Raw genomic sequence first — 24,562 nt, 5'->3', positions numbered from 1 at the left:
CCCTGGGCCGGGCGTCAGGTGACGGTCAGGCCGCGTTCGGCGAACTGGGCCCGGACCCGGGCCACCAGCTCCGGGGTGGGCGGTTCCGTCTGCGCGAGGGGGAAGGTGAGCCCCAACTCGGCGTACTTGTGCGCACCGAGGCGGTGGAACGGCAGCACCTCCACCCGCTGCACGGTGGAAAGCCCGGCGACGAAGTCGGCGATCCCGGCCACGTTCTCCTCGGCGTCGGTGAGGCCCGGCACCAGCACGAACCGTACCCAGATCGGGGTGCCCCGGTCGGCGAGCCGGCGGCCGAAGCGCAACGTCGGGGTGACCGACCCGGTGCGGGTGACCCGGCGGTACGTCGCCGGGTCCCACGACTTGACGTCCAGCAGCACCAGGTCGGTGGCGTCGAGCAGGGCGTCGTCGGCGCGGACGCCGAGGAAACCCGAGGTGTCCAGCGCGGTGTGCAGGCCCAGGTCGTGACAGCGGCGCAGTACCTCACCGGTGAACCGGGGCTGCATCAGCGGCTCGCCGCCGCTGATCGTCACCCCGCCCCCGGCCACCGCGATGAACCGCCGGTACGGCTCGATCTCCGCCATCAGCTCGTCCACCGTGCGGTGCCGGCCGCTGCGCCGGTACCAGGTGTCGGGGCTGTGGCAGTAGCGGCAGCGCAGCGGGCAGCCGGCGAGGAAGGCCACGAACCGGGTGCCCGGCCCGTCCACCCCGACCGAGACGTCCCACGAGTGCACCGCCCCGGTCGGCACGCCGTCGCCCCGCCGGGTGGCGGTGGCGACGGCGTCGTCGGGCCGGACGTTCACAGCGACCCGTGGAAGGTCCGGGACACCACGTCCTCCTGCTGTTCCCGGGTGAGCCGGACGAAGTTCACCGCGTACCCGGAGACCCGGACGGTGAGCTGCGGGTAGCGCTCCGGGTGCGCCATCGCGTCGACCAGGGTGGCCCGGTCCAGCACGTTGACGTTGAGGTGGAACCCGCCGGCATCGGTGTAGCCGTCCAGCACCCCGGCCAGGTTGTCGATCCGCTCGTCGCGGGTGTGACCCAACCCGTCCGGGGTCACCGTCGAGGTCAGCGAGATGCCGTCACGGGCCGCGTCGTACGGCAGTTTCGCCACCGACAGCGCGGCGGCCACCAGCCCGTGGGTGTCCCGGCCGTTCATCGGGTTCGCGCCCGGGGCGAACGGCTCACCGGCGCGCCTGCCGTCCGGGGTGTTGCCGGTGTGCTTGCCGTACACCACGTTCGAGGTGATGGTCAGCACCGACATGGTCAGCTCGGCGTCGCGGTAGGTGCGCTGCCGGCGCAGCTTCGCCGCGAACGTCTCGGTCAGCCACACCGCGATCGCGTCGGCCCGCTCGTCGTTGTTGCCGTACGTCGGCGGTTCCCCCTCGACCACGTAGTCGATGGCCAGGCCGGTATCGTCGCGCAGCACCTTCACCTTGCCGTAGCGGATCGCCGCGAGGCTGTCCACCGCCACCGACAGCCCGGCGATGCCGGTGGCCATGAACCGGCGTACCGGGTGGTCGTGCAGGGCCATCTCCAGCCGCTCGTAGGCGTACCGGTCGTGCTGGTGGTGGATCACGTTCAACGCGTCCACGTACGTCTCGGCCAGCCAGTCCAGGGTGCGCTCGTAGGCGGCCAGCACCTCGGCGTAGTCGAGGGTCTCCCCGCCGACCGGGGCGGTGGCCGGGGCGACCTGCTCACCGGTGATCTCGTCGCGCCCGCCGTTGATCGCGTACAGCAGGGCCTTGGCGAGGTTGGCGCGGGCGCCGAAGAACTGCATGTCCCGGCCCACCCGCATCGCCGACACGCAGCAGGCGATCGCCGTGTCGTCGTCGTACGCGGGCCGGATCAGGTCGTCGTTCTCGTACTGGATGGCGCTGGTGTCCAGCGACACCTGGGCGCAGAACCGCTTGAACCCGACGGGCAGCCGGGGCGACCAGAGCACCGTCAGGTTGGGCTCCGGCGCGGGGCCGAGGTTGTAGAGGGTCTGCAGGTAGCGGAAGCTGGTCCGGGTGACCAGCGGCCGGCCGTCGGCACCCATCCCGCCGAGCGCCTCGGTGACCCAGGTCGGGTCGCCGGAGAAGAGCTGGTCGTACTCGGGGGTGCGCAGGAACCTGACGATCCGCAGCTTGATCACGAAGTCGTCGACCAGCTCCTGGGCGTCCATCTCGGTCAGCCGCCCCTCGGCCAGGTCCCGCCGCAGGTAGACGTCGACGAACCCGGCGGTACGCCCCAGCGACATCGCCGCGCCGTTCTGCTCCTTCGTGGCGGCCAGGTAGGCGAAGTAGAGCCACTGGATCGCCTCCCGGCCGGTGGTCGCCGGGCCGGAGATGTCGTATCCGTAGCCCGCCGCCATCTGCGCCAGCTCGCCGAGGGCCCGGATCTGCTCGGCCAGCTCCTCCCGGTCCCGGATCACCTCGTCGGTCGACGGCCGGTCGTCCAGCGCCGCCTTCAGCGCCCTGCGCTCGGCGACCAGCCGGTCCACCCCGTAGAGCGCCACCCGCCGGTAGTCGCCGATGATCCGTCCCCGCCCGTACGCGTCGGGCAGCCCGGTGATGATGTGCGAGCGGCGCGCGGCGAGCACGTCGGACGGGTACGCGTCGAACACCGCGTCGTTGTGCGTCCTGCGGTACGTGGTGAAGATCCGGTGCACCTGCGGGTCGGCAGGGTAGCCGTACGCCTGCAACGCGGTCTCCACCATCCGCAGCCCACCGGCCGGCATGATGGCCCGGCGCAGCGGCGCGTCGGTCTGCAACCCGACGATCAGCTCCCGCTCCCGGTCGATGTACCCGGGGGCGTGTGCGGTGATGGTGGACGGGGTGCCGGCGTCGATGTCGTACACGCCACGGCGGCGTTCCTCGACGAACATCGACTTCAGCGTGCCCCAGACCTCCAGGGTGCGGCAGGTGGGCCCGGTGAGGAACGACGCGTCCCCGGTGTAGGGCTCGTGGTTGTCCCGGACGAAGGCGGCCACGTCGACGGTGTCACGCCAGGCGTCGCCGGTGAAGCCGCGCCACGGGTCGAGATGTGCGGTGCCGGTCATGATCGGTCCTTCCGCGCTGGTCGGGTCCGGCGGCCTGGGTCGCCGGGGTGTTGCGCCTGCACCATCAGCCTCGTCGGGCCGGGCGCTCCCGGGCAGAGGCGCAGGGCCACCCCCGCCCGGGACCAAAGACCCCCGCGGCCGGTCAGCGCCGTACGACGAGCCGCTGGGCGCGCAGCAGCCGCGCCCACCACGGCCGGGGCGTCGCGCCGCGCAGCGCGGGCACCCGGGTGCCGCGCAGGCTGACCCAGCCGCCGGGGCCCATGGTGACCGTGCCGATCGCCGGTGGCCGACGCCGCGCCACCACCGCCACCCCTGCGGTGATCAGGGCGACGGCGGCGGCACCGGCCGCGGCGGTGAGCACCCGGTCCGGGTCGGGCAGCGCCCGGTAGCGGACCCGCCCGTCAACGGACACGAACGCCCCGACGGCCCGCCCGTCGCGGGTCACCGGCACCAGCGCGGCGGCCGGCGAACCGGGCAGCGCCAGCACCGGCCCCACCGGCCCGGCCGCCGTCGGCCCGGTCGCCTCCACCGGGGTACGCGGCACCGGCGGCGGCCCCAGCGTGGCGGGTCCGGTCGGGTTGAAGATCGCGGTCATGGCGGTGCCTCCTATCGGCTGTCGGACGTGCCGGTGCCGGCGGCGACGGCGGCCCGGCCCGCCGCGAGCCGGGCGACCGGCACCCGGTACGGCGAGCACGAGACGTAGTCCAGGCCGGCGTCGGCGAAGAACGCCACCGAGTCGGGGTCGCCGCCGTGCTCGCCGCAGACCCCGACGGTCAACTCCGGGCGGGTGGCCCGCCCCTGCGCCACGGCCAGCCGCACGAGCTGACCCACCCCGGTGGTGTCGAGGCTCTCGAACGGCGACACCTCGAAGATCCCCCGCTCCAGGTACGCCCCGAAGAACGACCCCTCCACGTCGTCGCGGGAGAACGCCCAGGTGAGCTGGGTCAGGTCGTTGGTGCCGAAGGAGAAGAAGTGCGCCTGGGTGGCGATCTGTCCGGCGGTCAGCGCCGCCCGGGGCACCTCGATCATCGTGCCGATCGGCACGGCCGGCGCGTCGGGGACCGTGGCGAGCACCTGTTCGGCCTCCGCCCGTACGGCCGCCAGTTCCCGCACGTCACCCACCAGCGGCACCATGATCTCCGGCCGGGGGTCGCCGCCGTCGCGGACCCGTTGCGCCGCCGCCTCGGCCACCGCCCGCACCTGCATGGCGAACAACCCGGGCACCACCAGCCCGAGGCGCACCCCGCGCAGCCCCAGCATCGGGTTCGCCTCGTGCATCCGGCGGACCGCCGCCAGCAGTTCCCCGTCGCGTCCCGGGTCCCGGCCCGACGCCTCGGCGCGGGCGACCCGCGCGGTCAACTCGTGCAACGGCGGCAGGAACTCGTGCAGCGGCGGGTCGATCAGCCGGATCGTCACCGGCAGGCCGTCCATCGCGGCGAGCAGGTCGGTGAAGTCGGCCCGCTGCAACGGCAGCAACGCGTCCAGCGCGGCGGTCACCGCGTCCGGCCCGTCGGCCAGGATGAGCCGTTCCACCAGTTCCCGCCGCCCGCCGAGGAACATGTGCTCGGTGCGGCACAGCCCGATGCCGGCGGCACCGAGCGCGCGGGCCCGGCGGGCGTCGGCGGCGGTGTCCGCGTTGGCCCGCACCCCGAGCCGGCGGACCGCGTCGGCGTGCCCGAGCAGCCGGTGCACCGCGGCCACCAGCGGGTCGGCCTGCGGGGCCAGCTCACCGGCGAGGTACCGGGCGACGGGGGAGGGCTGCACCGGCACCGCACCCGGGTAGACCCGGCCGGTGGTCCCGTCGATCGAGATCACCTCGCCGGCCCGGACCACCAGGTCGCCCACGGTGAACTCGCCCCGCTGCGGGTCGACGACCAGGGCGTCCGCGCCGCAGACACACGTGCGGCCCATGCCCCGGGCCACCACGGCGGCGTGCGAGGTCTTCCCGCCCCGCGCGGTGAGCACCCCGGCGGCGGCGATCATGCCGGGCAGGTCGTCCGGGTTGGTCTCCCGACGCACCAGGATCACCGGCCCGTCGGCGGCGGTCGCGGCGACCGAGTCGAACACCACCCGACCCACCGCCGCCCCCGGCGACGCCCCCACCCCGACGGTGAGCGGCGTCGGCGCGCCGGCCAGGTCGAACGCGGGGAACATCAACTGACCCAGCTGTGCCCCGCTGACCCGGCACAACGCCTCGTCCAGGGTGATCAGCCCCTCGTCGACGAGCTGGGCGGCGATCACGAACGCGGCGGCGGCGGTCCGCTTGCCCACCCGGGTCTGCAACATCCACAGCCTGCCGCGTTCGATGGTGAACTCCACGTCGCACAGGTCCCGGTAGTGCCGCTCCAGCGTCGCCATGATCCCGGTGAGCTGCCGGAAGCTCGCCGGATCGAGCCGCTCCAACTCGGGCAGGGCGACGGTGTTGCGGATGCCGGCCACCACGTCCTCACCCTGGGCGTCGGGCAGGTAGTCGCCGTACACGCCGGGCAGGCCGGTGGCCGGGTCCCGGGTGAACGCCACCCCGGTGCCGGAGTCCGGGCCGAGGTTGCCGAACACCATCGCCATCACGGTGACGGCGGTGCCCAGGTCGTCGGGGATGTGCTCCCGCCGCCGGTAGATCCGGGCCCGCGCCGAGTTCCACGACGCGAACACCGAGCACACGGCCTGCCGCAACTGCTCCTGCGGGGACTGCGGGAACTCGTGCCCCACCACCCGCAGGAAGATCTTCTGGTACGTCGACACCAGATCGCGCAGCTGCGCCGCGTCCGGCCCGTCCGGGCCGGTTGTGGCCCGCAGGGCGGCCCACTCGTGGTCGAACTCCTCCGCCGGCACCCCGTGCACGGTCCGGCCGAACATCTGGATCAACCGCCGGTACGAGTCCCACGCGAACCGGGCGTCCCCGGTGCTGGCGGCCAGCCCCGCCACGGTGACGTCGGTGAGCCCGATGTCCAGGATCGTCTCCATCATCCCGGGCATCGAGTACCGGCCGCCGGAGCGCACCGCCAGCAGCAGCGGGTCCTGCGGGTCGCCGAGCCGTCGGCCCACCTGCTCCTCGACCCGCCGCAGGTGGGTGTCGACCTCCGCGAACAGCCCCTCCGGCGGCGACCCGGTGGCCAGGTACGCCCGGCAGGCGTCGGTGCCGATGATGAAACCCGGTGGCACCGGCAACCCCAGCCGGGTCATCTCGGCGAGGTTGGCACCCTTGCCGCCGAGCAGCTCGGCTCTGCTGCGGTCACCCTCGATGAAGTCGTAGACGTACCTGGTCATGGCCCCGGCCCTCCACTCCACTCGCCGGTCGGACCTGTCCCCTCGTTGGTAGCAACGCCGGGGAGCCCACCGGCAGGGCCGGACGGTACGCCGACCGGGCCACAGGTCCCGTCGTGTCACCGCCGGTGCGTATCCTCCGGCGGTGACCACCGATGTGTCCCTGCGCCCGGTGCGCGACGACGACCTGCCGCACTTCTTCGTCCACGAGCAGGACCCGGAGGCGGCCTGGATGGCGGCGTTCGGCCCGGCCGACCCGACCGACCGGGCGGCCTTCGACGCGCACTGGGCCCGCATCCGCGCCGACCCCCGGGTGGTCAACCGCACCGTGGTCGTCGACGGCGCGGTGGTCGGGCACGTGGCGGCGTTCCCGGTGGGCGAACACACCGAGGTCAGCTACTGGATCGACCCGCGCCGGTGGGGGCGCGGGCACGCCACCGCCGCGCTGACCGCCCTGCTGCGGGAGCTGCCGCACCGGCCGCTGCGTGCCCGCACCGCGAAGGACAACCGGGCCTCCCTGGCGGTGCTGCGCAAGTGCGGTTTCGTCGTCGTCGGCGAGGACTCGGGATTCGCCCCCGGCCGGGGCGTCGAGGTCGAGGAGTGGCTGCTGGAGCTGCCCGACGTGCCCGCTGACCAGGGCGGGCACTAGTCTCGCGGAGTGAACTGGCTCGAACTCGTCGGCTGGGCCGGCTCCGCGCTGCTGGTCTGGTCGCTGCTGCAGACGCGCATCCTGCGGCTGCGCGCCCTCAACCTGGTCGGCTGCCTGATCCTGATCGGCTACAACGCCGCCGTGCAGGTCTGGCCGATGGTCGGCCTCAACGTGGTGCTCGCCGTGATCAACGTGTGGTATCTGCGGAAGATGCTGGCCACCCGGCACGACGACCGCGCCTACCAGGTGGTCGAGGTGGGCGTCGGCGACCAGTTCCTGGCCCACACGCTACGGGTGCACGCCGCCGACATCGCCCGGTTCAACCCCGACTTCCGCCCACCCGCGGCCGACGCCGACCGGTCGGCCTTCCTCGTGGTACGCGACGACGAGGTGGTCGGGGTGGTGCTCTCGCATACCGAGGCCGACGGCGTCGCCCAGATCGACCTGGACTACGTCACCCGCCGCTTCCGCGACTTCACCCCCGGCGAGTTCGTCTACCGCCGCAGCAGCCTGTTCACCGACCGGGGGTTCCGCCGGGTGGTCAGCCCACCGGGCATGGTCGCCCCCTACTACCACCGGCTCGGCTTCCGCCCCGAGGGCGACGCGTACGTCCTCGACCTGACGCCCGCCACCGCCGGACGCGGCTGACCGCCCGGTGCCGTCGGGGCACGGCTGACCGCCCGCCGCCGCCCGTACGGGCCGGGCGTGCCGGTCGGACCCGCCACCGGTCACCGGTCGGGGCCACCGGGAGGATTCGCGGACCGCGCGGTTGGGCACAGACTGGGCTACGCCGGGCGGGTCCTCCGTCCGGCGGCGTCGGCGGTGTCGCCGACGCCCACTGCCTGAGGGAGAGTGCCGGGCGTGCAGAGCTACTGGAGCCAGTTGGCCCTGGTCGGAGTCCTGGTGGTGCTCAACGCGATCTTCGCGGGCAGCGAGATGGCGCTGGTGTCGCTGCGGGACAGCCAAGTGCAGCGGCTGGAACGCACCAGCCGGGCCGGCCGGGTGCTCGCCCGGCTCGCCAAGGACCCGAACCGGTTCCTCGCCACCATCCAGATCGGCATCACCCTGGCCGGGTTCCTCGCCTCGGCCGCCGCCGCGGTCTCCCTGGCCCGGCCGCTGGTGCCGCTGCTCGGGTTCCTCGGCGGGGCCGCCGAGACGGTGGCCATCGTGCTGGTCACCCTGGTCCTGACGTTCGTCACCCTGGTCTTCGGTGAGCTGGCCCCGAAGCGGATCGCCATGCAGCGCGCCGAACGGTGGGCGCTGCTGGTGGCCCGCCCCCTGGACATCCTGTCCAGCTTCACCCGCCCGGCGGTGTGGCTGCTCGGCGCCACCAGCGACCTGGTGGTCCGCCTCGCCGGGGTCGACCCGAAGCACCAGCCCGACGAGATCGGCCCGGACGAGCTGCGCGACATCGTCGCCGGCAACCACGGCTTCACCAAGGAGCAACGCACGATCATCGCCGGTGCGGTGGAGATCGCCGACCGGCAGCTGCGCGCGGTGCTCGTACCCCGGTTGCAGGTCTTCACGCTCGACAGCGGGACCACCGCGGAGGCCGCGCGGCTGCTGCTGGCCGCCACCGGCCACTCCCGGGCCCCGGTGGTCCGCCACGGCGGCCTCGACGACGCGGTCGGTGTGATCCACCTGCGGGACCTGGTGGGGGTGCCGGACGACCGGCCGGTCGACGACTGCGCCCGCCCGCCGATGCTGCTGCCCGACTCGCTGCCGGTGGTCGACGCGCTGCGCCAGTTCAAGGCCGAACGCCAGCACATCGCCCTGGTGGTCGACGAGCGGGGCGCGGTCGACGGGATCGTCACCCTGGAGGACATCCTGGAGGAGATCGTCGGCGAGATCTACGACGAGACCGACCGCGACGTCCGCGCGGTGCGCACCGAGGACGACGGCTCGCTGGTGCTGCCCGGCACCTTCCCCGTGCACGACCTGACCGACATCGGCGTCGAGGTGCCCAACCGGCCCGCCGGTGACTACACCACCGTCGCCGGGATGGTGCTGTCCTGCCTCGGACACATCCCCACCGTCGCCGGGGAGCAGGTCACCATCGACGACTGGGAGATCACCGTCACCGGCGTCGACCAGCGCGCCATCACCCAGATCCGGCTGCACCACGCCCCGACCGCGACCCCCGCCGAGGAACCGGAACCCGTGCCCGACGAGGCCCACGCCTGACCCACCCCGGGTCAGTCCGCCGGCGTCGGGTCGCCGAACGGGAAACCCGGCACCGGGGGCAGCAACTGCACCTGGTCGGTGGGGAACTGCCGGGTGTCCCGGCTCAACGCCCGCGCGGTCACCCGGATGAGCCACGGGCCGGACGGGTGCCGCTGCGCCCCGATCAACCGGCCCCACACCCGGCTCCACCAGTGCCCGGTCACCAGCACGTCGGTCAGCCGCAGCCGGCCGTCCGGGAAGTCCCCCCGCACCACCACGTCCACCACCCGCCCCAGCCGCCGGCCGTGCAGGTCGTACGCGGTGCGACCGAGCAGCTCACCCGCTCGCACGGTCGGCCCCCGGAATCCGGTCGATCAGGTGCCGCCGCAGCCACGTCTCCACCGGCGGGCGGGGCAACTCGTCGGCGCGGGCCCGCAGCCGGACCGCACTGTCGATCCGGGCCACCTGGCGCAGCGGGATGCGCAGCGGGGCCGACGCCTCCTCGGCGAACCGGTCGGCGAGCGCCACCAGCAGCCGCCCGACCCGGCCACCGATCCGCCGCCCCAGCGCGCCCTGCCCGGTCAGCAGGTACGCCACGTACGGCACGCCCCGCTCGTCGATGGCGAACTCGACGTCGTCGACCTTGCCCAGCAGCACCCCGTCGGCGTCGACGATCTGCCGGTCGAGCACCTGCCGGCCGAGCTGGACCCTCACCGCCCCATCCCCGTCCCGACCGCCAGCGGGACCGCCGCCACCGACGCCGCCACGATCACCAGCAGGAACACCGCACCGAGCAGGTTCAGCCACGGTCCGTTCACGTCGTCACCCAGGTACGTCCGGTCGTTGGCGACGACCAGGATCGGCAGGTACGTCAACGGCAGCACCACCGCGCTGGCGACCAGCATGTACTCGGTCAGCCGCACCGGGTCGACGGTGGTGGTCAGCAGCAGCGTCGCGGCCAGCACGCTGACCAGCAGCACGCTGTGGAACCGGGCGGCCTCCCGGGGGCTGACCCGCTTGCCCCACTGCCAGCCGAAGTACTGTGCCGCCGCGTACGCCGCCGACAGCCCGGTCTCCAACGCGGCTCCGAAGGTCACCGCGAAGAACGCCAGCGCGGCGACCGCCAGCCCCACCCCGCCGAACGCCAGCACCACCGGCTCGGCGACCTGGTCGAGGGTCGACGGCGACACCCCGCCCGGGTGGAACACCACGGCGGCCGTGGCGATCAGCGACAACGCCAGCAGGCCGCCGACCGGGAAACCGATGAGCACGCTCGACCGGGCGTCGGCCAGGTCGGCCGCGCCCCAGTTCTCCTCCACCCCGCCGGAGGAGAAGAAGAACACCTCGTACGGGCTGACCGTGGAGGCGAACAGCGCCACCGCCACGAACCAGTACGCCCCCCAGCCCTGCCCGGCCGGGTCGGGGTGCAGGGCCCCGTGGCCGAGCGCCGCCCAGTCCGTCGGCAGCCGGAACAGCGCCACGGCGAAGACCAGCAGGGTCAACCCGGCCAGCCCGAACACCCGCTCCATCAGCTGGAACCGCATCCGCCACAGCACCAGCCACACCGCGAACGCCGCGACCGGCACCCACAGCAGGTAACTCACCCGGGAGGCCAGGTGCAGCGCCAGCGCCACCCCGCCCAGCTCAGCGGCCAGGGTCAACACCGTCACCAGGTAGGACGCCGCCAGGTTGAGCAGCGCCACCCGGGGACCCAACCGCTCCCGGACCAGGTCGAACACCGCCCGGCCGCTGACCGCCGCGATCCGACCGGCCATTTCCGCGTACGCGCAGATGCCGACCACGCCGAGCAGCAGCACCCAGGCGTGGGCCATGCCGAAGCGTGCCCCCGCCTGACTCGCCGCCACCAGGTCGCCGATGTCGACGAAACCGCCGATGGCCGAGAGCACCCCGAGGGTGGCGGCGAGGAGCTTCCTCACGTGCGGACGGGATCGGCGGCGGTCATCGAGGCGACGATATCGGCGCAGTGCCCCTCGTACCGGGCGAACCGGACAGGCTCGCCGCTCCCGTCCGGCGGGTCAGTCCCGGCTGAGGTTCTGCAACCGCACCTGACCCCGCGACACCAGGCGTCCCTCCGCGTCGGTGATCTCCACCTGCCAGAGCTGCTGGCTGCGTCCCCGGTGCACCGGGCTGCCCACGGCCACCAGCTCGCCCTCGCGGACCGCGCGCAGGAAGTCCGTCTGGTTGGAGACCCCGACCACGCTGCCCCGGTCGCCCAGCCAGAGCGTGCCGCCCACACTGCCGACCGTCTCCACCACGGCGCAGTAGACCCCGCCGTGCAGGATGCCGGCCGGCTGGTGCAGCTCGGGCCGCACCTTCCAGCGGATGACCACCCGGTCCCCGCTGGCCTCGTCGAAACTCAGCCCCAGCAGACCGACCAGGCCTTCCGTCATCTCCGGGATCTCCACGGCTGTTCCTCCTCGTCGCACCGGCCCGGCCAGCCTAGCCGCGCCGGCCGGCGGCAAACCCGGTACGGCCCCAGGTCGGCAATGGGGGAGAATCGGTGACCGTGACCGACAGCAACCTCCCGCACGGGCGGGACTCCCTGACCGAAGACCTGCGGTGGCGCGGCCTGATCCAGGACTCCACCGGCCCCGACGAGCTGCGCGAACTGCTCGACGGCGGGGCGGCCACCTTCTACGTGGGCTTCGACCCGACCGCGCCCAGCCTGCACGTCGGCCACCTGATGCAGGTCACCACCGCCCGCCGGCTCCAACTCGCCGGACACCGGCCGCTGCTGCTGGTGGGCGGCGCCACCGGCCAGATCGGCGACCCGAAGGAGAGCGCCGAGCGCACCCTCAACCCGCCCGAGGTGGTGGCCGGCTGGGTGCAGCGCATCCGCGACCAGCTCGCGCCGTTCGTGTCGTACACCGGGCGGAACGCGGCGCAACTGGTCAACAACCTGGAGTGGACCGGCGAGATGTCGGTGGTCGAGTTCCTCCGGGACGTCGGCAAGCACTTCCCGGTCAACAAGATGCTCGCCCGCGAGGTGGTGCGGGCCCGGCTGGAGACCGGCATCAGCTTCACCGAGTTCAGCTACCAGCTCCTGCAGGCCAACGACTTCTTCGAGCTGCACCGCCGGCACGGCTGCCAGCTCCAGTACGGCGGCTCCGACCAGTGGGGCAACATCACCGCCGGCGTCGACTACGTCCGCCGCCGGGGGGCCGGCCCGGTGCAGGCCTTCACCACCCCACTGGTCACCCGCTCCGACGGCACCAAGTTCGGCAAGACCGAGGGCGGCGCGGTCTGGCTCGACCCGGAGATGACCAGCCCGTACGCCTTCTACCAGTTCTGGGTCAACGCCGACGACCGGGACGTCACCCGCTACCTGCGCTACTTCAGCTTCCGCTCCCGTGAGGAGCTGGAGGCGCTGGAGAAGGAGACGGCGGAACGGCCGGCCGCCCGCGGCGCCCAACGGGCCCTCGCCGAGGAACTCACCACGCTGGTCCACGGTGCGGAGGAGACCCGGCAGGCCGTCGCCGCCAGCCAGGCGCTCTTCGGCCGGGGGTCGCTCGACGAGTTGGCCCCGGAGACGCTGCGCGCCGCGCTGACCGAGGCCGGCCTGGTGCAGCTCACCGGCGAGCTGCCCGACGTGGCCGGGCTGCTGCGCGACTCGGGGCTGGTCGGCGGGCTCAAGGAGGCCCGCCGGGTGATCACCGAGGGCGGCGCGTACGTGAACAACACCCGGGTCACCGACGTCGACGCCACCGTCGACCCGGCCGACCTGCTGCACGGTCGCTACCTGGTGCTACGCCGGGGCAAGCGCTCCTTCGCCGGGGTCGAGCTGCGCCCCTGACCCGGTCGGCCCCGGCGCGTGGAGGGCTGTTCACACGGGTCGGGGCGCTGTTGCCGACCATCCCGGGCGGGGCCGTCCGCCGAGGATCATCCCTGGGTGGATGGCCCTCGCCCGGGGACGGTCGGCGTCGGACCGCTGTGCCGACCGTCGTCGGCCGGCGGCGCGACCCCGTCCCCGCCGTTCTCGGCCGGTCCCGTCCGTCCCCCGGTGGGTGGCCCGGCGAGGACGGCCTCCGACGGATGGCCCCGCTCGACGGGTGGTCCTGCGCGTCGGGTGGGCCGGTGTGCAGCAGTGTGACGTGCGACGCGTCCGCCGGATTTGACGATCAACTCGGCGGACGCGTAACTTTCTCTCTGCCAGCGCGGAACGGACGAACCGGGGCGAATGCCTCGAAGGCCGGAGCGCGGTGTGAGGTACCGGCTTCGCGGGGTTGTCCTTCGCGGAGTACGGGCCGGGCGGTGCCCGGATCGGCCTGGGGGGTCGATTTGGTGAGGCGAAACCGACCGGGTAGTGTGTGACGCCGGCAGGGAACCGGGCGAGCGTGCGGGAGACCGCACCGGCCGGCCTGGCGGAAATCGCGAGGGCTTCCGGTGTGAGCCGGGTGTTTTCGTGGTGTGTGGAAAATGTGGTGGAAGTGGTGCGGATCGCTACAGAGCGGTTTGACATGGCGGATACCATCGGGTAACGTAGTAAAAGTGCCCAGCGCGGGAGCGTGGGGTGCGGTGAACGAGATGCCCCAGGTCGGGGGTTCTGCGGTTGCGGGGCTTCCGGGTGGTGTGTGGTTGTTCTTTGAGAACTCAACAGGGTGCTTGTAAAGCCAGTGCCAATTGTTTTATACCCCGGGCTGGGCAGGCTTTTGGTCTGTCTGGTTTCGGATTCCTTTGGCAACATTTGTTTGTTGTCGGGATTGCTGTTCGACAGGTTTTTGTTGGAGAGTTTGATCCTGGCTCAGGACGAACGCTGGCGGCGTGCTTAACACATGCAAGTCGAGCGGAAAGGCCCTTCGGGGTACTCGAGCGGCGAACGGGTGAGTAACACGTGAGTAACCTGCCCTAGGCTTTGGGATAACCCTCGGAAACGGGGGCTAATACCGGATATGACCTTGCTCCGCATGGGGTTTGGTGGAAAGTTTTTCGGCCTGGGATGGGCTCGCGGCCTATCAGCTTGTTGGTGGGGTGATGGCCTACCAAGGCGACGACGGGTAGCCGGCCTGAGAGGGCGACCGGCCACACTGGGACTGAGACACGGCCCAGACTCCTACGGGAGGCAGCAGTGGGGAATATTGCACAATGGGCGGAAGCCTGATGCAGCGACGCCGCGTGAGGGATGACGGCCTTCGGGTTGTAAACCTCTTTCAGCAGGGACGAAGCGTAAGTGACGGTACCTGCAGAAGAAGCACCGGCCAACTACGTGCCAGCAGCCGCGGTAAGACGTAGGGTGCGAGCGTTGTCCGGATTTATTGGGCGTAAAGAGCTCGTAGGCGGCTTGTCGCGTCGACCGTGAAAACTTGGGGCTCAACCCCAAGCCTGCGGTCGATACGGGCAGGCTAGAGTTCGGTAGGGGAGACTGGAATTCCTGGTGTAGCGGTGAAATGCGCAGATATCAGGAGGAACACCGGTGGCGAAGGCGGGTCTCTGGGCCGATACTGACGCTGAGGAGCGAAAGCGTGGGGAGCGAACAGGATTAGATACCCTGGTAGTCCACGCTGTAAACGTTGGGCGCTAGGTGTGGGGGGCCTCTCCGGTTCTCTGTGCCGCAGCTAACGCATTAAGCGCCCCGCCTGGGGAGTACGGCCGCAAGGCTAAAACTCAAAGGAATTGACGGGGGCCCGCACAAGCGGCGGAGCATGCGGATTAATTCGATGCAACGCGAAGAACCTTACCTGGGTTTGACATGGCCGCAAAACTTCCAGAGATGGGAGGTCCTTCGGGGGCGGTCACAGGTGGTGCATGGCTGTCGTCAGCTCGTGTCGTGAGATGTTGGGTTAAGTCCCGCAACGAGCGCAACCCTCGTTCGATGTTGCCAGCGCGTTATGGCGGGGACTCATCGAAGACTGCCGGGGTCAACTCGGAGGAAGGTGGGGATGACGTCAAGTCATCATGCCCCTTATGTCCAGGGCTTCACGCATGCTACAATGGCCGGTACAATGGGTTGCGATGCCGTGAGGTGGAGCGAATCCCAAAAAGCCGGTCTCAGTTCGGATCGGGGTCTGCAACTCGACCCCGTGAAGTCGGAGTCGCTAGTAATCGCAGATCAGCAACGCTGCGGTGAATACGTTCCCGGGCCTTGTACACACCGCCCGTCACGTCACGAAAGTCGGCAACACCCGAAGCCGGTGGCCCAACCCTTGTGGAGGGAGCCGTCGAAGGTGGGGCTGGCGATTGGGACGAAGTCGTAACAAGGTAGCCGTACCGGAAGGTGCGGCTGGATCACCTCCTTTCTAAGGAGCACCATCCACCGAAAGGTGGTATGGAGCCCGCGGCCCGCGGATGTCGGGTCGGGGTGCTCGGATGGCGGAGACACTGGCAAGTCTGGTGCCGGCAACGGCCTGGTTCCTCTAGTACAGCTGCTCTTCGGGGTGGTGGGAACGAGAACCTGGTGCGGCTGGTGGTGGATGTGAGCACCCTGTTGGGTCCTGAAGGAACAACCTGTGGGTTGTTGTTTCAGTGCCTTGTGGTGGGCGGGAGCCTGCTGGAGGTTGCCAGGCATGGCCTGGTCTCGCATACCGGATTCTGTTCTGCCTGTGGGTGGGGTGGGGTTGCTGGTGTGGGGCTGTGGGGTTGTGGGTTGGTTGTTTGTTGAGAATTACACAGTGGACGCGAGCATCTTTGTGGTCAAGTTGTCAAGGGCGAACGGTGGATGCCTTGGCACCAGGAGCCGATGAAGGACGTGGGAGGCCGCGATAGGCCTGGGGGAGCTGTCAACCGAGCTGTGATCCCAGGGTGTCCGAATGGGGAAACCTGGCACCAGTCATGTGGTGTCACCCACACCTGAACACATAGGGTGTGTGGGGGGAACGCGGGGAAGTGAAACATCTCAGTACCCGTAGGAAGAGAAAACAAATAGTGATTCCGTGAGTAGTGGCGAGCGAAAGCGGATTGAGGCTAAACCGGTTGCGTGTGATACCTGTCAGGGGTTGCGTGGTCGGGGTTGTGGGACCCTGCTGAGTGTACTGACATGCACTCGAGGAGTTATAAAGTCAGTGGCTAGCCGAATGGTGTGGAAAAGCCAACCGTAGTCGGTGAGAGTCCGGTAGGTGAAAGTTGCTGATCTTCTGTGGGTGTTCCCGAGTAGCGGCGGACTCCTGTAATCTGCCGTGAATCTGCCAGGACCACCTGGTAAGCCTAAATACTTCCTGGTGACCGATAGCGGACGAGTACCGTGAGGGAATGGTGAAAAGTACCCCGGGAGGGGAGTGAAATAGTACCTGAAACCGTTCGCCTACAATCCGTCGGAGCCTTGCGGGGTGACGGCGTGCCTTTTGAAGAATGAGCCTGCGAGTTAGTGGCATGTGGCGAGGTTAACCCGTGTGGGGGAGCCGTAGCGAAAGCGAGTCTGAAGAGGGCGTTTGAGTCGCATGTTCTAGACCCGAAGCGGAGTGATCTAGCCATGGGCAGGCTGAAGCGCGGGTAAGACCGCGTGGAGGGCCGAACCCACCAACGTTGAAAAGTTGGGGGATGATCTGTGGTTAGGGGTGAAAGGCCAATCAAACTCCGTGATAGCTGGTTCTCCCCGAAATGCATTTAGGTGCAGCGTCGTGTGTTTCTTGCCGGAGGTAGAGCACTGGATGGTCTAGGGGGCCTACAAGCTTACCGAAATCAGCCAAACTCCGAATGCCGGTAAGTGAGAGCGCGGCAGTGAGACTGCGGGGGATAAGCTTCGTAGTCGAGAGGGAAACAGCCCAGATCACCAGCTAAGGCCCCTAAGCGTGTGCTAAGTGGAAAAGGATGTGGGGTCGCATAGACAACCAGGAGGTTGGCTTAGAAGCAGCCACCCTTTAAAGAGTGCGTAATAGCTCACTGGTCAAGTGGTTCCGCGCCGACAATGTAGCGGGGCTCAAGCACACCGCCGAAGCTGTGGCATTCACATTTTAACTTCGCGTGCCCTTGATGGTGCGTGCAGGTGTGTGGATGGGTAGGGGAGCGTCGTGCCGGGGGTGAAGCAGCGGGGTGACCTAGTTGTGGACGCGGCACGAGTGAGAATGCAGGCATGAGTAGCGAAAGAAGGGTGAGAAACCCTTCCGCCGGATGACCAAGGGTTCCAGGGCCAGGCTAATCCGCCCTGGGTGAGTCGGGACCTAAGGCGAGGCCGAGAGGCGTAGTCGATGGACAACGGGTTGATATTCCCGTACCCGCGAAGGAGCGCCCGTGATGAACCTCGTTGTGCTAACCACCCGAGCTGGCTGATGTCTTCGGACGGATGTTGGGGAGCGTGGGAACCTGGCGGGTAGTAGTCAAGCGATGGGGTGACGCAGGAAGGTAGCTGATCCCGGCCGGTGGTTGTGCCGGGGTAAGCGTGTAGGCCGTGCCGTAGGCAAATCCGCGGTACACAGGGCTGAGACGTGATGCCGAGCCGATTCAGGTGAAGTCAGTGATCCTATGCTGCCGAGAAAAGCCTCTAGCGAGTTTCGAGCGGCCCGTACCCCAAACCGACACAGGTGGTCAGGTAGAGAATACCGAGGCGATCGGGCGAACTGTGGTTAAGGAACTCGGCAAATTGCCCCCGTAACTTAGGGAGAAGGGGGGCCGGAGACGTGAAGCCCCGTGCGGGTGGAGCGTTGTATGGCCGCAGAGAGCAGGGGGAAGCGACTGTTTACTAAAAACACAGGTCCATGCGAAGAAGTAATTCGATGTATATGGACTGACGCCTGCCCGGTGCTGGAACGTTAAGGGGACCTGTTAGCTCTTCGGGGCGAAGCGGAGAACTTAAGCGCCAGTAAACGGCGGTGGTAACTATAACCATCCTAAGGTAGCGAAATTCCTTGTCGGGTAAGTTCCGACCTGCACGAATGGCGTAACGACTTCCCCACTGTCTCAACCACAGGCCCGGCGAAATTGCAGTACGAGTAAAGATGCTCGTTACGCGCGGCAGGACGGAAAGACCCCGGGACCTTTACTATAGCTTGACATTGGTATCTGAATGGACTTGTGTAGGATAGGTGGGAGCCGGTGAAACCTGTACGCCAGTATGGGTGGAGGCAATCTTGAAATACCACTCTGGTTGATTTGGGTATCTAACTTCGGACCGTTATCCGGTTCAGGGACAGTGTCTGGTGGGTAGTTTAACTGGGGCGGTTGCCTCCTAAAGGGTAACGGAGGCGCCCAAAGGTTCCCTCAGCCTGGTTGGCAATCAGGTGTTGAGTGCAAGTGCACAAGGGAGCTTGACTGTGAGACTGACAGGTCGAGCAGGGACGAAAGTCGGGACTAGTGATCCGGCACTTGCGTGTGGAAGCGGTGTCGCTCAACGGATAAAAGGTACCCCGGGGATAACAGGCTGATCTTCCCCAAGAGTCCATATCGACGGGATGGTTTGGCACCTCGATGTCGGCTCGTCGCATCCTGGGGCTGTAGCAGGTCCCAAGGGTTGGGCTGTTCGCCCATTAAAGCGGTACGCGAGCTGGGTTTAGAACGTCGTGAGACAGTTCGGTCCCTATCCGCCGTGCGCGTAGGATACTTGAGAAGGGCTGTCCCTAGTACGAGAGGACCGGGACGGACGAACCTCTGGTGTGCCAGTTGTCCCGCCAGGGGCACGGCTGGTTAGCTACGTTCGGAAGGGATAACCGCTGAAAGCATCTAAGCGGGAAGCCTGCTTCAAGATGAGGTATCCCACCCCACTTTGTGGGGGTAAGGCCCCCAGCTAGACGACTGGGTTGATAGGCCGGAAATGTAAGCTCGGTAACGGGTTGAGTTGACCGGTACTAATAGGCCGAGGACTTGATAACAAGGCTGCTACGCGTCCACTGTGTAACTCTGAACAAACATCGAACAACCCCCCGGTGTGAGCCTGGGTGTGTGTGTTGTTTGATATGTTCATAGTGTTACGGCGGTCATGGCGGAGGGGAAACGCCCGGCAACATTCCGAACCCGGAAGCTAAGCCCTCCAGCGCCGATGGTACTGCACTCGGGAGGGTGTGGGAGAGTAGGACACCGCCGGACAACCTTTCCAGTCGAGGGCCGCCCCATCCGGGTCGGCCCTCGACTGCGTCGCGCCGTAGGTGGCGCAATCAGGAAGGATGTACCTGTGAGTTCAGGACCGCAGGGCGGAGACCGTCCGCGATACGAAGACCGCTCCGACCGTCACCAGGGGCGGGACGCCGGCCCCCGCCGGGACGACCGTCCGTCGTACCGTGGCGACCGCGACGACCGTGGTGCCTCGCGGGGCGGACCCCGGGGCGGCGATCGACGCGAGGGCGGTTTCCGGTCGGCCCCGCGTACCGGTGAGTCCCGCCCCGGTGGATTCCGCCGTGACGGTGATTCGCGTGAGGGTGGTTTCCGGGGTGGCGACCGCCGCGATGGTGGTTTCCGCCGCGACGGTGACGCGCCCCGAAACGGCGGTTTCCGCAGCGGCGATCGCCGTGAGGGTGGCTTCGGCGGGGATCGTCGTGAGGGTGGTTTCCGGTCGGGTCCGCGTGACGGTGACTCGCGCCCCGGTGGATTCCGCCGTGACGGTGATTCGCGTGAGGGTGGTTTCCGGGGTGGGGACCGTCGTGACGATTCGCGTGGTGACCGTGGTGGTTTCCGGTCAGGCCCGCGTGAGGGTGGCTTCCGCGGTGGCGACTCCCGCGAAGGCGGCTTCCGGGGCGGTGACCGTCGTGAGGGTGGCTTCCGAGGCGACGACTCGCGCGGCGGCGACCGCCGTGAGGGCGGTTTCCGGTCCGGTCCGCGTGACGGTGACTCCCGGCCCGGTGGTTTCCGCCGCGACGGTGACTCCCGCGAAGGCGGCTTCCGTGGTGGCGACCGCCGTGAGGGTGGTTTCCGAGGTGCTGACCGTCGTGAGGGTGGTTTCCGGTCGGGTCCGCGTGACGGTGACTCCCGCCCCGGTGGTTTCCGTCGCGACGGTGATTCGCGTGAGGGTGGTTTCCGGGGTGGCGACCGCCGTGAGGGCGGCTTCCGAGGCGACGATTCGCGTGGTGACCGTGGTGGTTTCCGGTCAGGCCCGCGTGAGGGTGGCTTCCGCGGTGGCGACTCCCGTGAGGGTGGTTTCCGGGGTGGGGATCGTCGTGAGGGTGGTTTCCGGTCGGGTCCGCGTGAGGGTGACTCCCGGCCCGGTGGTTTCCGCCGCGACGGTGACTCCCGTGAGGGCGGCTTCCGTGGTGGCGACCGCCGTGAGGGTGGTTTCCGAGGCGACGACTCGCGCGGCGGTGACCGCCGTGAGGGTGGTTTCCGGTCGGGTCCGCGTGACGGTGACTCGCGCCCCGGTGGTTTCCGCCGCGACGGTGATTCGCGTGAGGGTGGTTTCCGGGGTGGGGACCGTCGTGAGGGTGGCTTCCGGGGCGGCGATTCGCGTGGTGACCGTGGTGGTTTCCGGTCAGGCCCGCGTGAGGGTGGCTTCCGCGGTGGCGACTCCCGCGAAGGCGGCTTCCGGGGCGGCGACCGTCGGCCTGGTGGCTTCGGCGGCGATCGTCGGGAAGGCGGTTTCCGTGGGGGAGACTCCCGTGAGGGTGGTTTCCGGGGTGGGGATCGTCGTGAGGGTGGTTTCCGGTCGGGTCCGCGTGACGGTGACTCCCGGCCCGGTGGTTTCCGTCGCGACGGTGATTCGCGTGAGGGCGGCTTCCGGGGCGGCGACCGCCGTGAGGGTGGCTTCCGAGGCGACGACTCGCGCGGCGGTGACCGCCGTGAAGGTGGTTTCCGGGGCGGCGAGCGCGGCGGTCACGACCGGCCGCGCCGGGACGACCAGCGGGGGGACGACCGCCGCCGGGAGGGCGGGTTCGGCCCCGACCGGGAGCGTCGGGACGAGACCGACGGCCGGGCGGTCGCGCCGGTGCTGCCGGACGAGATCTCCGCGAGTGACCTCGACACGGCCGTCCGTGCGGAGCTGTTGTCGCTGAACAAGCCGGTGGCGGAGACCGTTGCCCGGCACCTGGTGGCCACCGGTCAGCTGATCGACGAGGACCCGGCGGAGGCGTTGGCCCACGCGATGGCGGCCCGGCGGCTGGCCGCCCGGATCTCCGCCGTACGTGAGGCGGTCGGCCTGGCCGCGTACCACGCGGGGGAGTGGCAGACGGCGATCGCCGAGCTGCGCACGTACCACCGGATGACCGGGTTGCAGAGCCACCTGGCCGTGCTGGCCGACTGCGAGCGGGCGCTGGGGCGGCCGGAGCGGGCGATCGACCTGTTCCGGGGAGCCGACAACGACAAGCTCGACAAGGCCGTCGCGGTCGAACTGCTGATCGTCGCCGCAGGTGCCCGGGGTGACCTGGGGCAGAAGGACGCGGCGGTGGCGATGCTCCAGGTTCCGGAGCTGACCACCGACGTGGCTGAGCCGTGGACCGCGCGGCTGCGGTACGCGTACGCCGACGCGCTGCTCGCGGTGGACCGCCGTGAGGAGGCCCGGGAGTGGTTCTCGCGGGCCGCCGACGTGGACACCGACGGGGAGACCGACGCGCCGGAGCGGCTGCTGGAACTCGACGGCGTGGTGATCGAGGGCGACGACGAGGACGACGAGCCGGTCGAGGAGCCCGCCGGCACCGGCGCGCAGTCGACCGACCCGGACGCCGGGGCGCGGCCGGCCGCCGACGACCGTGACGAGGACGACGACTTCGGAGACGACGACGTCGCCGGTGACGACGTAGACGGCGAGGCCCGCGACAGCCACGACGACCGTGACGACGAGGACGAGGACGCCGCGCTGACTCGGCCGGACGCCGTCGAGGCCGGACGGGATGCCGCCGAGGATGCCCGCGCCGCTGACCGGGACGACCGTGCCGGTGACGACCTGCCCACCGGCATCGCACGGGACGGCGAGGACGTCGCGGGTGCGGCTGCGGACGACCGGCCCGGCACCGTCGCCTCCCCGGCCGGCGGCGTCGACGAGGCGACCGCCCCGGGAGGGCAGCGGCCGGTCGACGGCGCGGTGGCGGACCAGCGATGACCGCAGTCGCCGGGGACCGGCTGATCGACGGGTACACCCTGGTCGTCTTCGACCTGGACGGAGTGATCTACCTGATCGACCGGCCGATCCCCGGCGCGGTCGAGGCCCTCGGCGCGCTGCGGGCCGAGGGCCGGTCGGTGGCGTTCGCCACGAACAACGCCTCGCGGCGCTCCAGCGAGGTCGCCGACCTGCTCACCGGCATCGGCGTACCGGCTGATCCGGCGGAGGTGCTCACCTCGGCCGCCGCCGCCGCGGAGCTGCTGCGGGACCGGCTGCCGGCCGGGGCGGCGGTGCTCGTCGTCGGTGCCGAGGCGCTGCGTGCCGAGATCGGCGCCGTCGGGCTCACCCCCGTCGACCGCGCCGACGCCGCGCCGGTCGCCGTCGTGCAGGGGTACGGCCCGCAGGTCGGCTGGGTGGACCTGGCCGAGGCGTCGGTGGCGATCCGGGCCGGGGCGACCTGGGTGGCCACCAACACGGACCGGACGCTGCCGAGTGGACGGGGCCCGCTACCCGGCAACGGGTCGCTGGTGGCCGCCCTGCGGCACGCCCTGGACCGGGCGCCCGACGTGGTCGTCGGCAAGCCCGAGCCGGCGCTGTTCACCACGGCCGCCCGGCGGGCCGGCACCGGCCGGACGTTGGTGGTCGGTGACCGGCTGGACACCGACATCGAGGGTGCCCGCCGGGCCGGGCTGGACAGCCTGCTGGTGCTCACCGGCGTCAGCGACGTACCCGAGCTGTTGGGTGCCCCCGAGCAGCGGCGGCCGACCCACGTGGCGGCGGACCTGGCCGGGCTCTTCGATCCGACGGCGGTGGTCCGGGTCCCCGGTGCGCCGCAGGTTGGTGGATGGTCGGCGGCGGTGGTGGACGGTGCGGTGGAGTTGCGCGGTGCCGGCCGGCCGTTGGACGCGGTGGCCGTGCTGTGCGCGGTCGCCTGGGAGGCGGGCACCGGAGCGGCCGTCCGCCCGGCCTCGCCGGAGGCGGAGCAGGCGTTGGCCGGGTTCGGCCTGGCCATCTGACGGCGCACCAGCAGACGCGCAGCGGGCCGGCACCGGAGATCGGTGCCGGCCCGCTCGTCGCCGGGTGCCGCTCAGAGCAGCTTGCGTAGTTTCAGCAGGTCGAACGGGCTGGCCTTGATGGAGACCCGGCGGGCGGCGACCGCCTTGGTGACGTCGAGTTGGCCGCGCACCAGGGCGACCAGGTCGTCACTGGAGGTGACCAGGGCGATCTTCGCCTTCGGGTCGTCGCCGTCGGCGAGATCGACCAGCCGGCCGCCTTCGATCCGGCCGTGGAACGCGGTCTCCAGGTCGGTGATCCGGCAGGCCAGGGTCCGATCCAGATCGATCTTGCTGGACGCCTCGGCGTGCCGGTCCAACCGGTCGGCAAGATCCCGCAGGGCCTGTCGGCACTCGTCCACGCTTGCCACATCGTCTCCTTCGTACCCGCCACGCCGTTTTCCGGCACCGTACCGCAAGGGGCGGCCCGGGGCGCCCGGTAGCGTGAGGGCCGCACACTGCCCCCGCGGAAGGACTTGAGTCATGCAGGACGCGTGGCGCGCCTACCTGGAGCTGGCCCTGGGCCTGACGGAGGCGCCCCGGAAGAGGGCCCAGGACGCCGCCCGGCGGTTGGCCGGCACGGGCGGCGCGACGGCCGTCGGGTTGCAGGCGCTCGCCGAGGAACTTCTCGCCACCGGCGCGGCGAACCGGGAGGCGTTGACCAAGCTGGTCCGCTTCGAGGTCGACCGGGCGCTCGGTGCGGTGGGGCTGGCGACGGCCGACGAGGTCGCCGAGCTGACCCGCCGGGTGCACGAGCTGGAACGGCAGCTCCGTGAGGCGAAGGGCGTACCGGGCGGGTCACCGGTCGGTGACGCGGCACCGGATACGACCGTACCGCCGACCGGTGGTGCCGGTACGGTCGGTGACGCGGGGATGGAGGCCGGGACCGCGGCGGTGGCCGGGCCTGCGCCCGCGACGGTGGCCGACGCGGCGGCCGGGACCACCCGACCGCCGACCGGGGTCGTGGCGAAGAAGGCCGTCGCCAGGAAGGCTGTGGCGAAGAAGGCGGTGACCCCGACGACGGTGGCGACGACGGCCCCGAAGACGGTGGCGAAGAAGGCGGCGGCGAAGAAGGCCGGGCCGGCGGCGGACGCGGTCCCGCCGGCCGCCGGGTCGACCGGAGCCGACAGGGGTGCTCCCCGCCCCGGGAAGGTGACCCCCGGCCACGACGGCCCCGGTGGTGCCGGGTGAGCCGTCCCGCGGGGAGCCGTTCGTGACCGGTCCGTTCCGCCCCGGCCCGCCACCCGCCGGCCGGCCGGGTCCGCCGGCCGCCCGGCCCGGTCCGCCGCCGGTCGGCCGGTCCGGCCTCTCGCCGGCCGTCGGGCACGACGACGATGTCGACGACGTCCGGCATCCGGCCGTGGACGCCGCCGTGCGGGCGATGGCCAACGCCGAGGGCCTGTCCCCGGCCGACCAGATCGCGCAGTACGAGGCGGCGTACCAGACGTTGCGGGAAACCCTCGCCACCATCGATCAGACCTGACCGGAGA

At 70.2% G+C, this 24,562-nt stretch carries 18 protein-coding genes and 3 rRNA genes; 12 read left to right on the top strand and 9 right to left on the bottom strand.

Annotated elements, in window-relative coordinates:
- Positions 1-14: 14 nt before the first annotated feature.
- The 4 genes from pflA to ppdK form a co-directional block, all read right to left on the bottom strand.
- Positions 15-800 (bottom strand): pyruvate formate-lyase-activating protein, encoded by a 786-nt coding sequence (pflA, locus tag ACN260_RS18190; protein ID WP_422752255.1) that lies wholly within the window; start codon positions 798-800, stop codon positions 15-17.
- Complete coding sequence (gene pflB / locus ACN260_RS18185) at positions 797-3,040, bottom strand: formate C-acetyltransferase (RefSeq protein ID WP_422752254.1); 2,244 nt, start codon at positions 3,038-3,040, stop codon at positions 797-799. The genes pflA and pflB overlap by 4 nt, the downstream gene beginning before the upstream one ends.
- Before the next feature lie 142 nt (positions 3,041-3,182).
- Positions 3,183-3,635 carry a hypothetical protein gene (locus tag ACN260_RS18180; protein WP_422752253.1) on the bottom strand — a complete coding sequence of 151 codons (453 nt, stop codon included), beginning with the start codon at positions 3,633-3,635 and terminating at the stop codon, positions 3,183-3,185.
- A gap of 11 nt (positions 3,636-3,646) precedes the next feature.
- A complete protein-coding gene (ppdK, locus tag ACN260_RS18175; protein ID WP_422752252.1) occupies positions 3,647-6,307 on the bottom strand; it encodes a pyruvate, phosphate dikinase in 2,661 nt (886 codons plus the stop codon).
- A gap of 142 nt (positions 6,308-6,449) precedes the next feature.
- Here ppdK and ACN260_RS18170 point away from each other — a divergent pair, with 142 nt between their 5' ends.
- From ACN260_RS18170 to ACN260_RS18160, 3 genes are all read left to right on the top strand, one after another.
- On the top strand, positions 6,450-6,953 hold the full coding sequence (locus tag ACN260_RS18170) for a GNAT family N-acetyltransferase (RefSeq protein WP_422752251.1): 504 nt from the start codon (positions 6,450-6,452) through the stop codon (positions 6,951-6,953).
- 9 nt (positions 6,954-6,962) lie between these two features.
- Complete coding sequence (locus ACN260_RS18165; protein ID WP_422752250.1) at positions 6,963-7,601, top strand: hypothetical protein; 639 nt, start codon at positions 6,963-6,965, stop codon at positions 7,599-7,601.
- Between the two features lie 213 nt (positions 7,602-7,814).
- The gene (locus tag ACN260_RS18160) at positions 7,815-9,137 is read left to right on the top strand and encodes a hemolysin family protein (protein WP_422752249.1); all 1,323 of its coding nucleotides are present in this window, start codon (positions 7,815-7,817) and stop codon (positions 9,135-9,137) included.
- An 11-nt stretch (positions 9,138-9,148) separates the two neighbouring features.
- Here ACN260_RS18160 and ACN260_RS18155 read toward each other — a convergent pair whose 3' ends face one another.
- The 4 genes from ACN260_RS18155 to ACN260_RS18140 form a co-directional block, all read right to left on the bottom strand.
- Positions 9,149-9,466 carry a PRC-barrel domain containing protein gene (locus ACN260_RS18155; protein WP_422752248.1) on the bottom strand — a complete coding sequence of 106 codons (318 nt, stop codon included), beginning with the start codon at positions 9,464-9,466 and terminating at the stop codon, positions 9,149-9,151.
- Entirely contained in the window at positions 9,453-9,830 is a 378-nt protein-coding gene (locus ACN260_RS18150; RefSeq protein ID WP_422752247.1) for a hypothetical protein, read from the bottom strand. The genes ACN260_RS18155 and ACN260_RS18150 overlap by 14 nt, the downstream gene beginning before the upstream one ends.
- Positions 9,827-11,053 carry an NRAMP family divalent metal transporter gene (locus tag ACN260_RS18145; RefSeq protein WP_422752246.1) on the bottom strand — a complete coding sequence of 409 codons (1,227 nt, stop codon included), beginning with the start codon at positions 11,051-11,053 and terminating at the stop codon, positions 9,827-9,829. The genes ACN260_RS18150 and ACN260_RS18145 overlap by 4 nt, the downstream gene beginning before the upstream one ends.
- Before the next feature lie 99 nt (positions 11,054-11,152).
- A complete protein-coding gene (locus tag ACN260_RS18140; RefSeq protein ID WP_422756743.1) occupies positions 11,153-11,527 on the bottom strand; it encodes a PaaI family thioesterase in 375 nt (124 codons plus the stop codon).
- Between the two features lie 116 nt (positions 11,528-11,643).
- Between ACN260_RS18140 and tyrS the strand changes: the two genes are divergently transcribed.
- The 7 genes from tyrS to ACN260_RS18105 all read left to right on the top strand — a co-directional run bounded on the left by tyrS (position 11,644) and on the right by ACN260_RS18105 (position 23,036).
- Positions 11,644-12,930, top strand: a complete 1,287-nt coding sequence (gene tyrS / locus ACN260_RS18135; RefSeq protein WP_422756742.1) for a tyrosine--tRNA ligase — start codon at positions 11,644-11,646, stop codon at positions 12,928-12,930.
- Between the two features lie 925 nt (positions 12,931-13,855).
- Positions 13,856-15,370 (top strand): 16S ribosomal RNA (locus ACN260_RS18130).
- Positions 15,371-15,762: 392 nt separating this feature from the next.
- Positions 15,763-18,871, top strand: a 23S ribosomal RNA gene (locus tag ACN260_RS18125).
- Positions 18,872-18,968: 97 nt separating this feature from the next.
- Positions 18,969-19,085: ribosomal RNA gene (gene rrf / locus ACN260_RS18120) — 5S ribosomal RNA — on the top strand.
- Together the 16S, 23S and 5S rRNA genes form the textbook arrangement of a ribosomal RNA operon.
- A 308-nt stretch (positions 19,086-19,393) precedes the next feature.
- Positions 19,394-20,977 (top strand): hypothetical protein, encoded by a 1,584-nt coding sequence (locus ACN260_RS18115; protein ID WP_422752245.1) that lies wholly within the window; start codon positions 19,394-19,396, stop codon positions 20,975-20,977.
- Complete coding sequence (locus ACN260_RS18110; protein WP_422752244.1) at positions 20,911-22,020, top strand: hypothetical protein; 1,110 nt, start codon at positions 20,911-20,913, stop codon at positions 22,018-22,020. The genes ACN260_RS18115 and ACN260_RS18110 overlap by 67 nt, the downstream gene beginning before the upstream one ends.
- The gene (locus ACN260_RS18105; RefSeq protein ID WP_422752243.1) at positions 22,017-23,036 is read left to right on the top strand and encodes an HAD-IIA family hydrolase; all 1,020 of its coding nucleotides are present in this window, start codon (positions 22,017-22,019) and stop codon (positions 23,034-23,036) included. The genes ACN260_RS18110 and ACN260_RS18105 overlap by 4 nt, the downstream gene beginning before the upstream one ends.
- Before the next feature lie 71 nt (positions 23,037-23,107).
- Here ACN260_RS18105 and ACN260_RS18100 read toward each other — a convergent pair whose 3' ends face one another.
- Positions 23,108-23,443, bottom strand: a complete 336-nt coding sequence (locus ACN260_RS18100; RefSeq protein WP_204962042.1) for an SCP2 sterol-binding domain-containing protein — start codon at positions 23,441-23,443, stop codon at positions 23,108-23,110.
- 112 nt (positions 23,444-23,555) lie between these two features.
- Between ACN260_RS18100 and ACN260_RS18095 the strand changes: the two genes are divergently transcribed.
- Positions 23,556-24,263 carry a phasin family protein gene (locus ACN260_RS18095; protein ID WP_422752242.1) on the top strand — a complete coding sequence of 236 codons (708 nt, stop codon included), beginning with the start codon at positions 23,556-23,558 and terminating at the stop codon, positions 24,261-24,263.
- 22 nt (positions 24,264-24,285) lie between these two features.
- Positions 24,286-24,555 carry a hypothetical protein gene (locus ACN260_RS18090; RefSeq protein ID WP_422752241.1) on the top strand — a complete coding sequence of 90 codons (270 nt, stop codon included), beginning with the start codon at positions 24,286-24,288 and terminating at the stop codon, positions 24,553-24,555.
- Positions 24,556-24,562 lie beyond the last annotated feature (7 nt).

The organism is Micromonospora sp. WMMD708 (assembly GCF_049315245.1).
GTDB lineage: Bacteria > Actinomycetota > Actinomycetes > Mycobacteriales > Micromonosporaceae > Micromonospora > Micromonospora wenchangensis.
Note: the sequence above shows the minus strand (reverse complement) of the source record. Positions and strands in the feature narration are given on the sequence as shown.

What these genes read in the sequence shown, in the direction of transcription:
- ACN260_RS18095 (WP_422752242.1), top strand. Translation starts at nt 23,556, where the DNA reads ATGCAGGACGCGTGGCGCGCCTACCTGGAGCTGGCCCTGGGCCTGACG.
- ACN260_RS18140 (WP_422756743.1), bottom strand. Translation starts at nt 11,527, where the DNA reads ATGACGGAAGGCCTGGTCGGTCTGCTGGGGCTGAGTTTCGACGAGGCC.
- ACN260_RS18180 (WP_422752253.1), bottom strand. Translation starts at nt 3,635, where the DNA reads ATGACCGCGATCTTCAACCCGACCGGACCCGCCACGCTGGGGCCGCCG.
- ppdK (WP_422752252.1), bottom strand. Translation starts at nt 6,307, where the DNA reads ATGACCAGGTACGTCTACGACTTCATCGAGGGTGACCGCAGCAGAGCC.
- pflB (WP_422752254.1), bottom strand. Translation starts at nt 3,040, where the DNA reads ATGACCGGCACCGCACATCTCGACCCGTGGCGCGGCTTCACCGGCGAC.
- ACN260_RS18105 (WP_422752243.1), top strand. Translation starts at nt 22,017, where the DNA reads ATGACCGCAGTCGCCGGGGACCGGCTGATCGACGGGTACACCCTGGTC.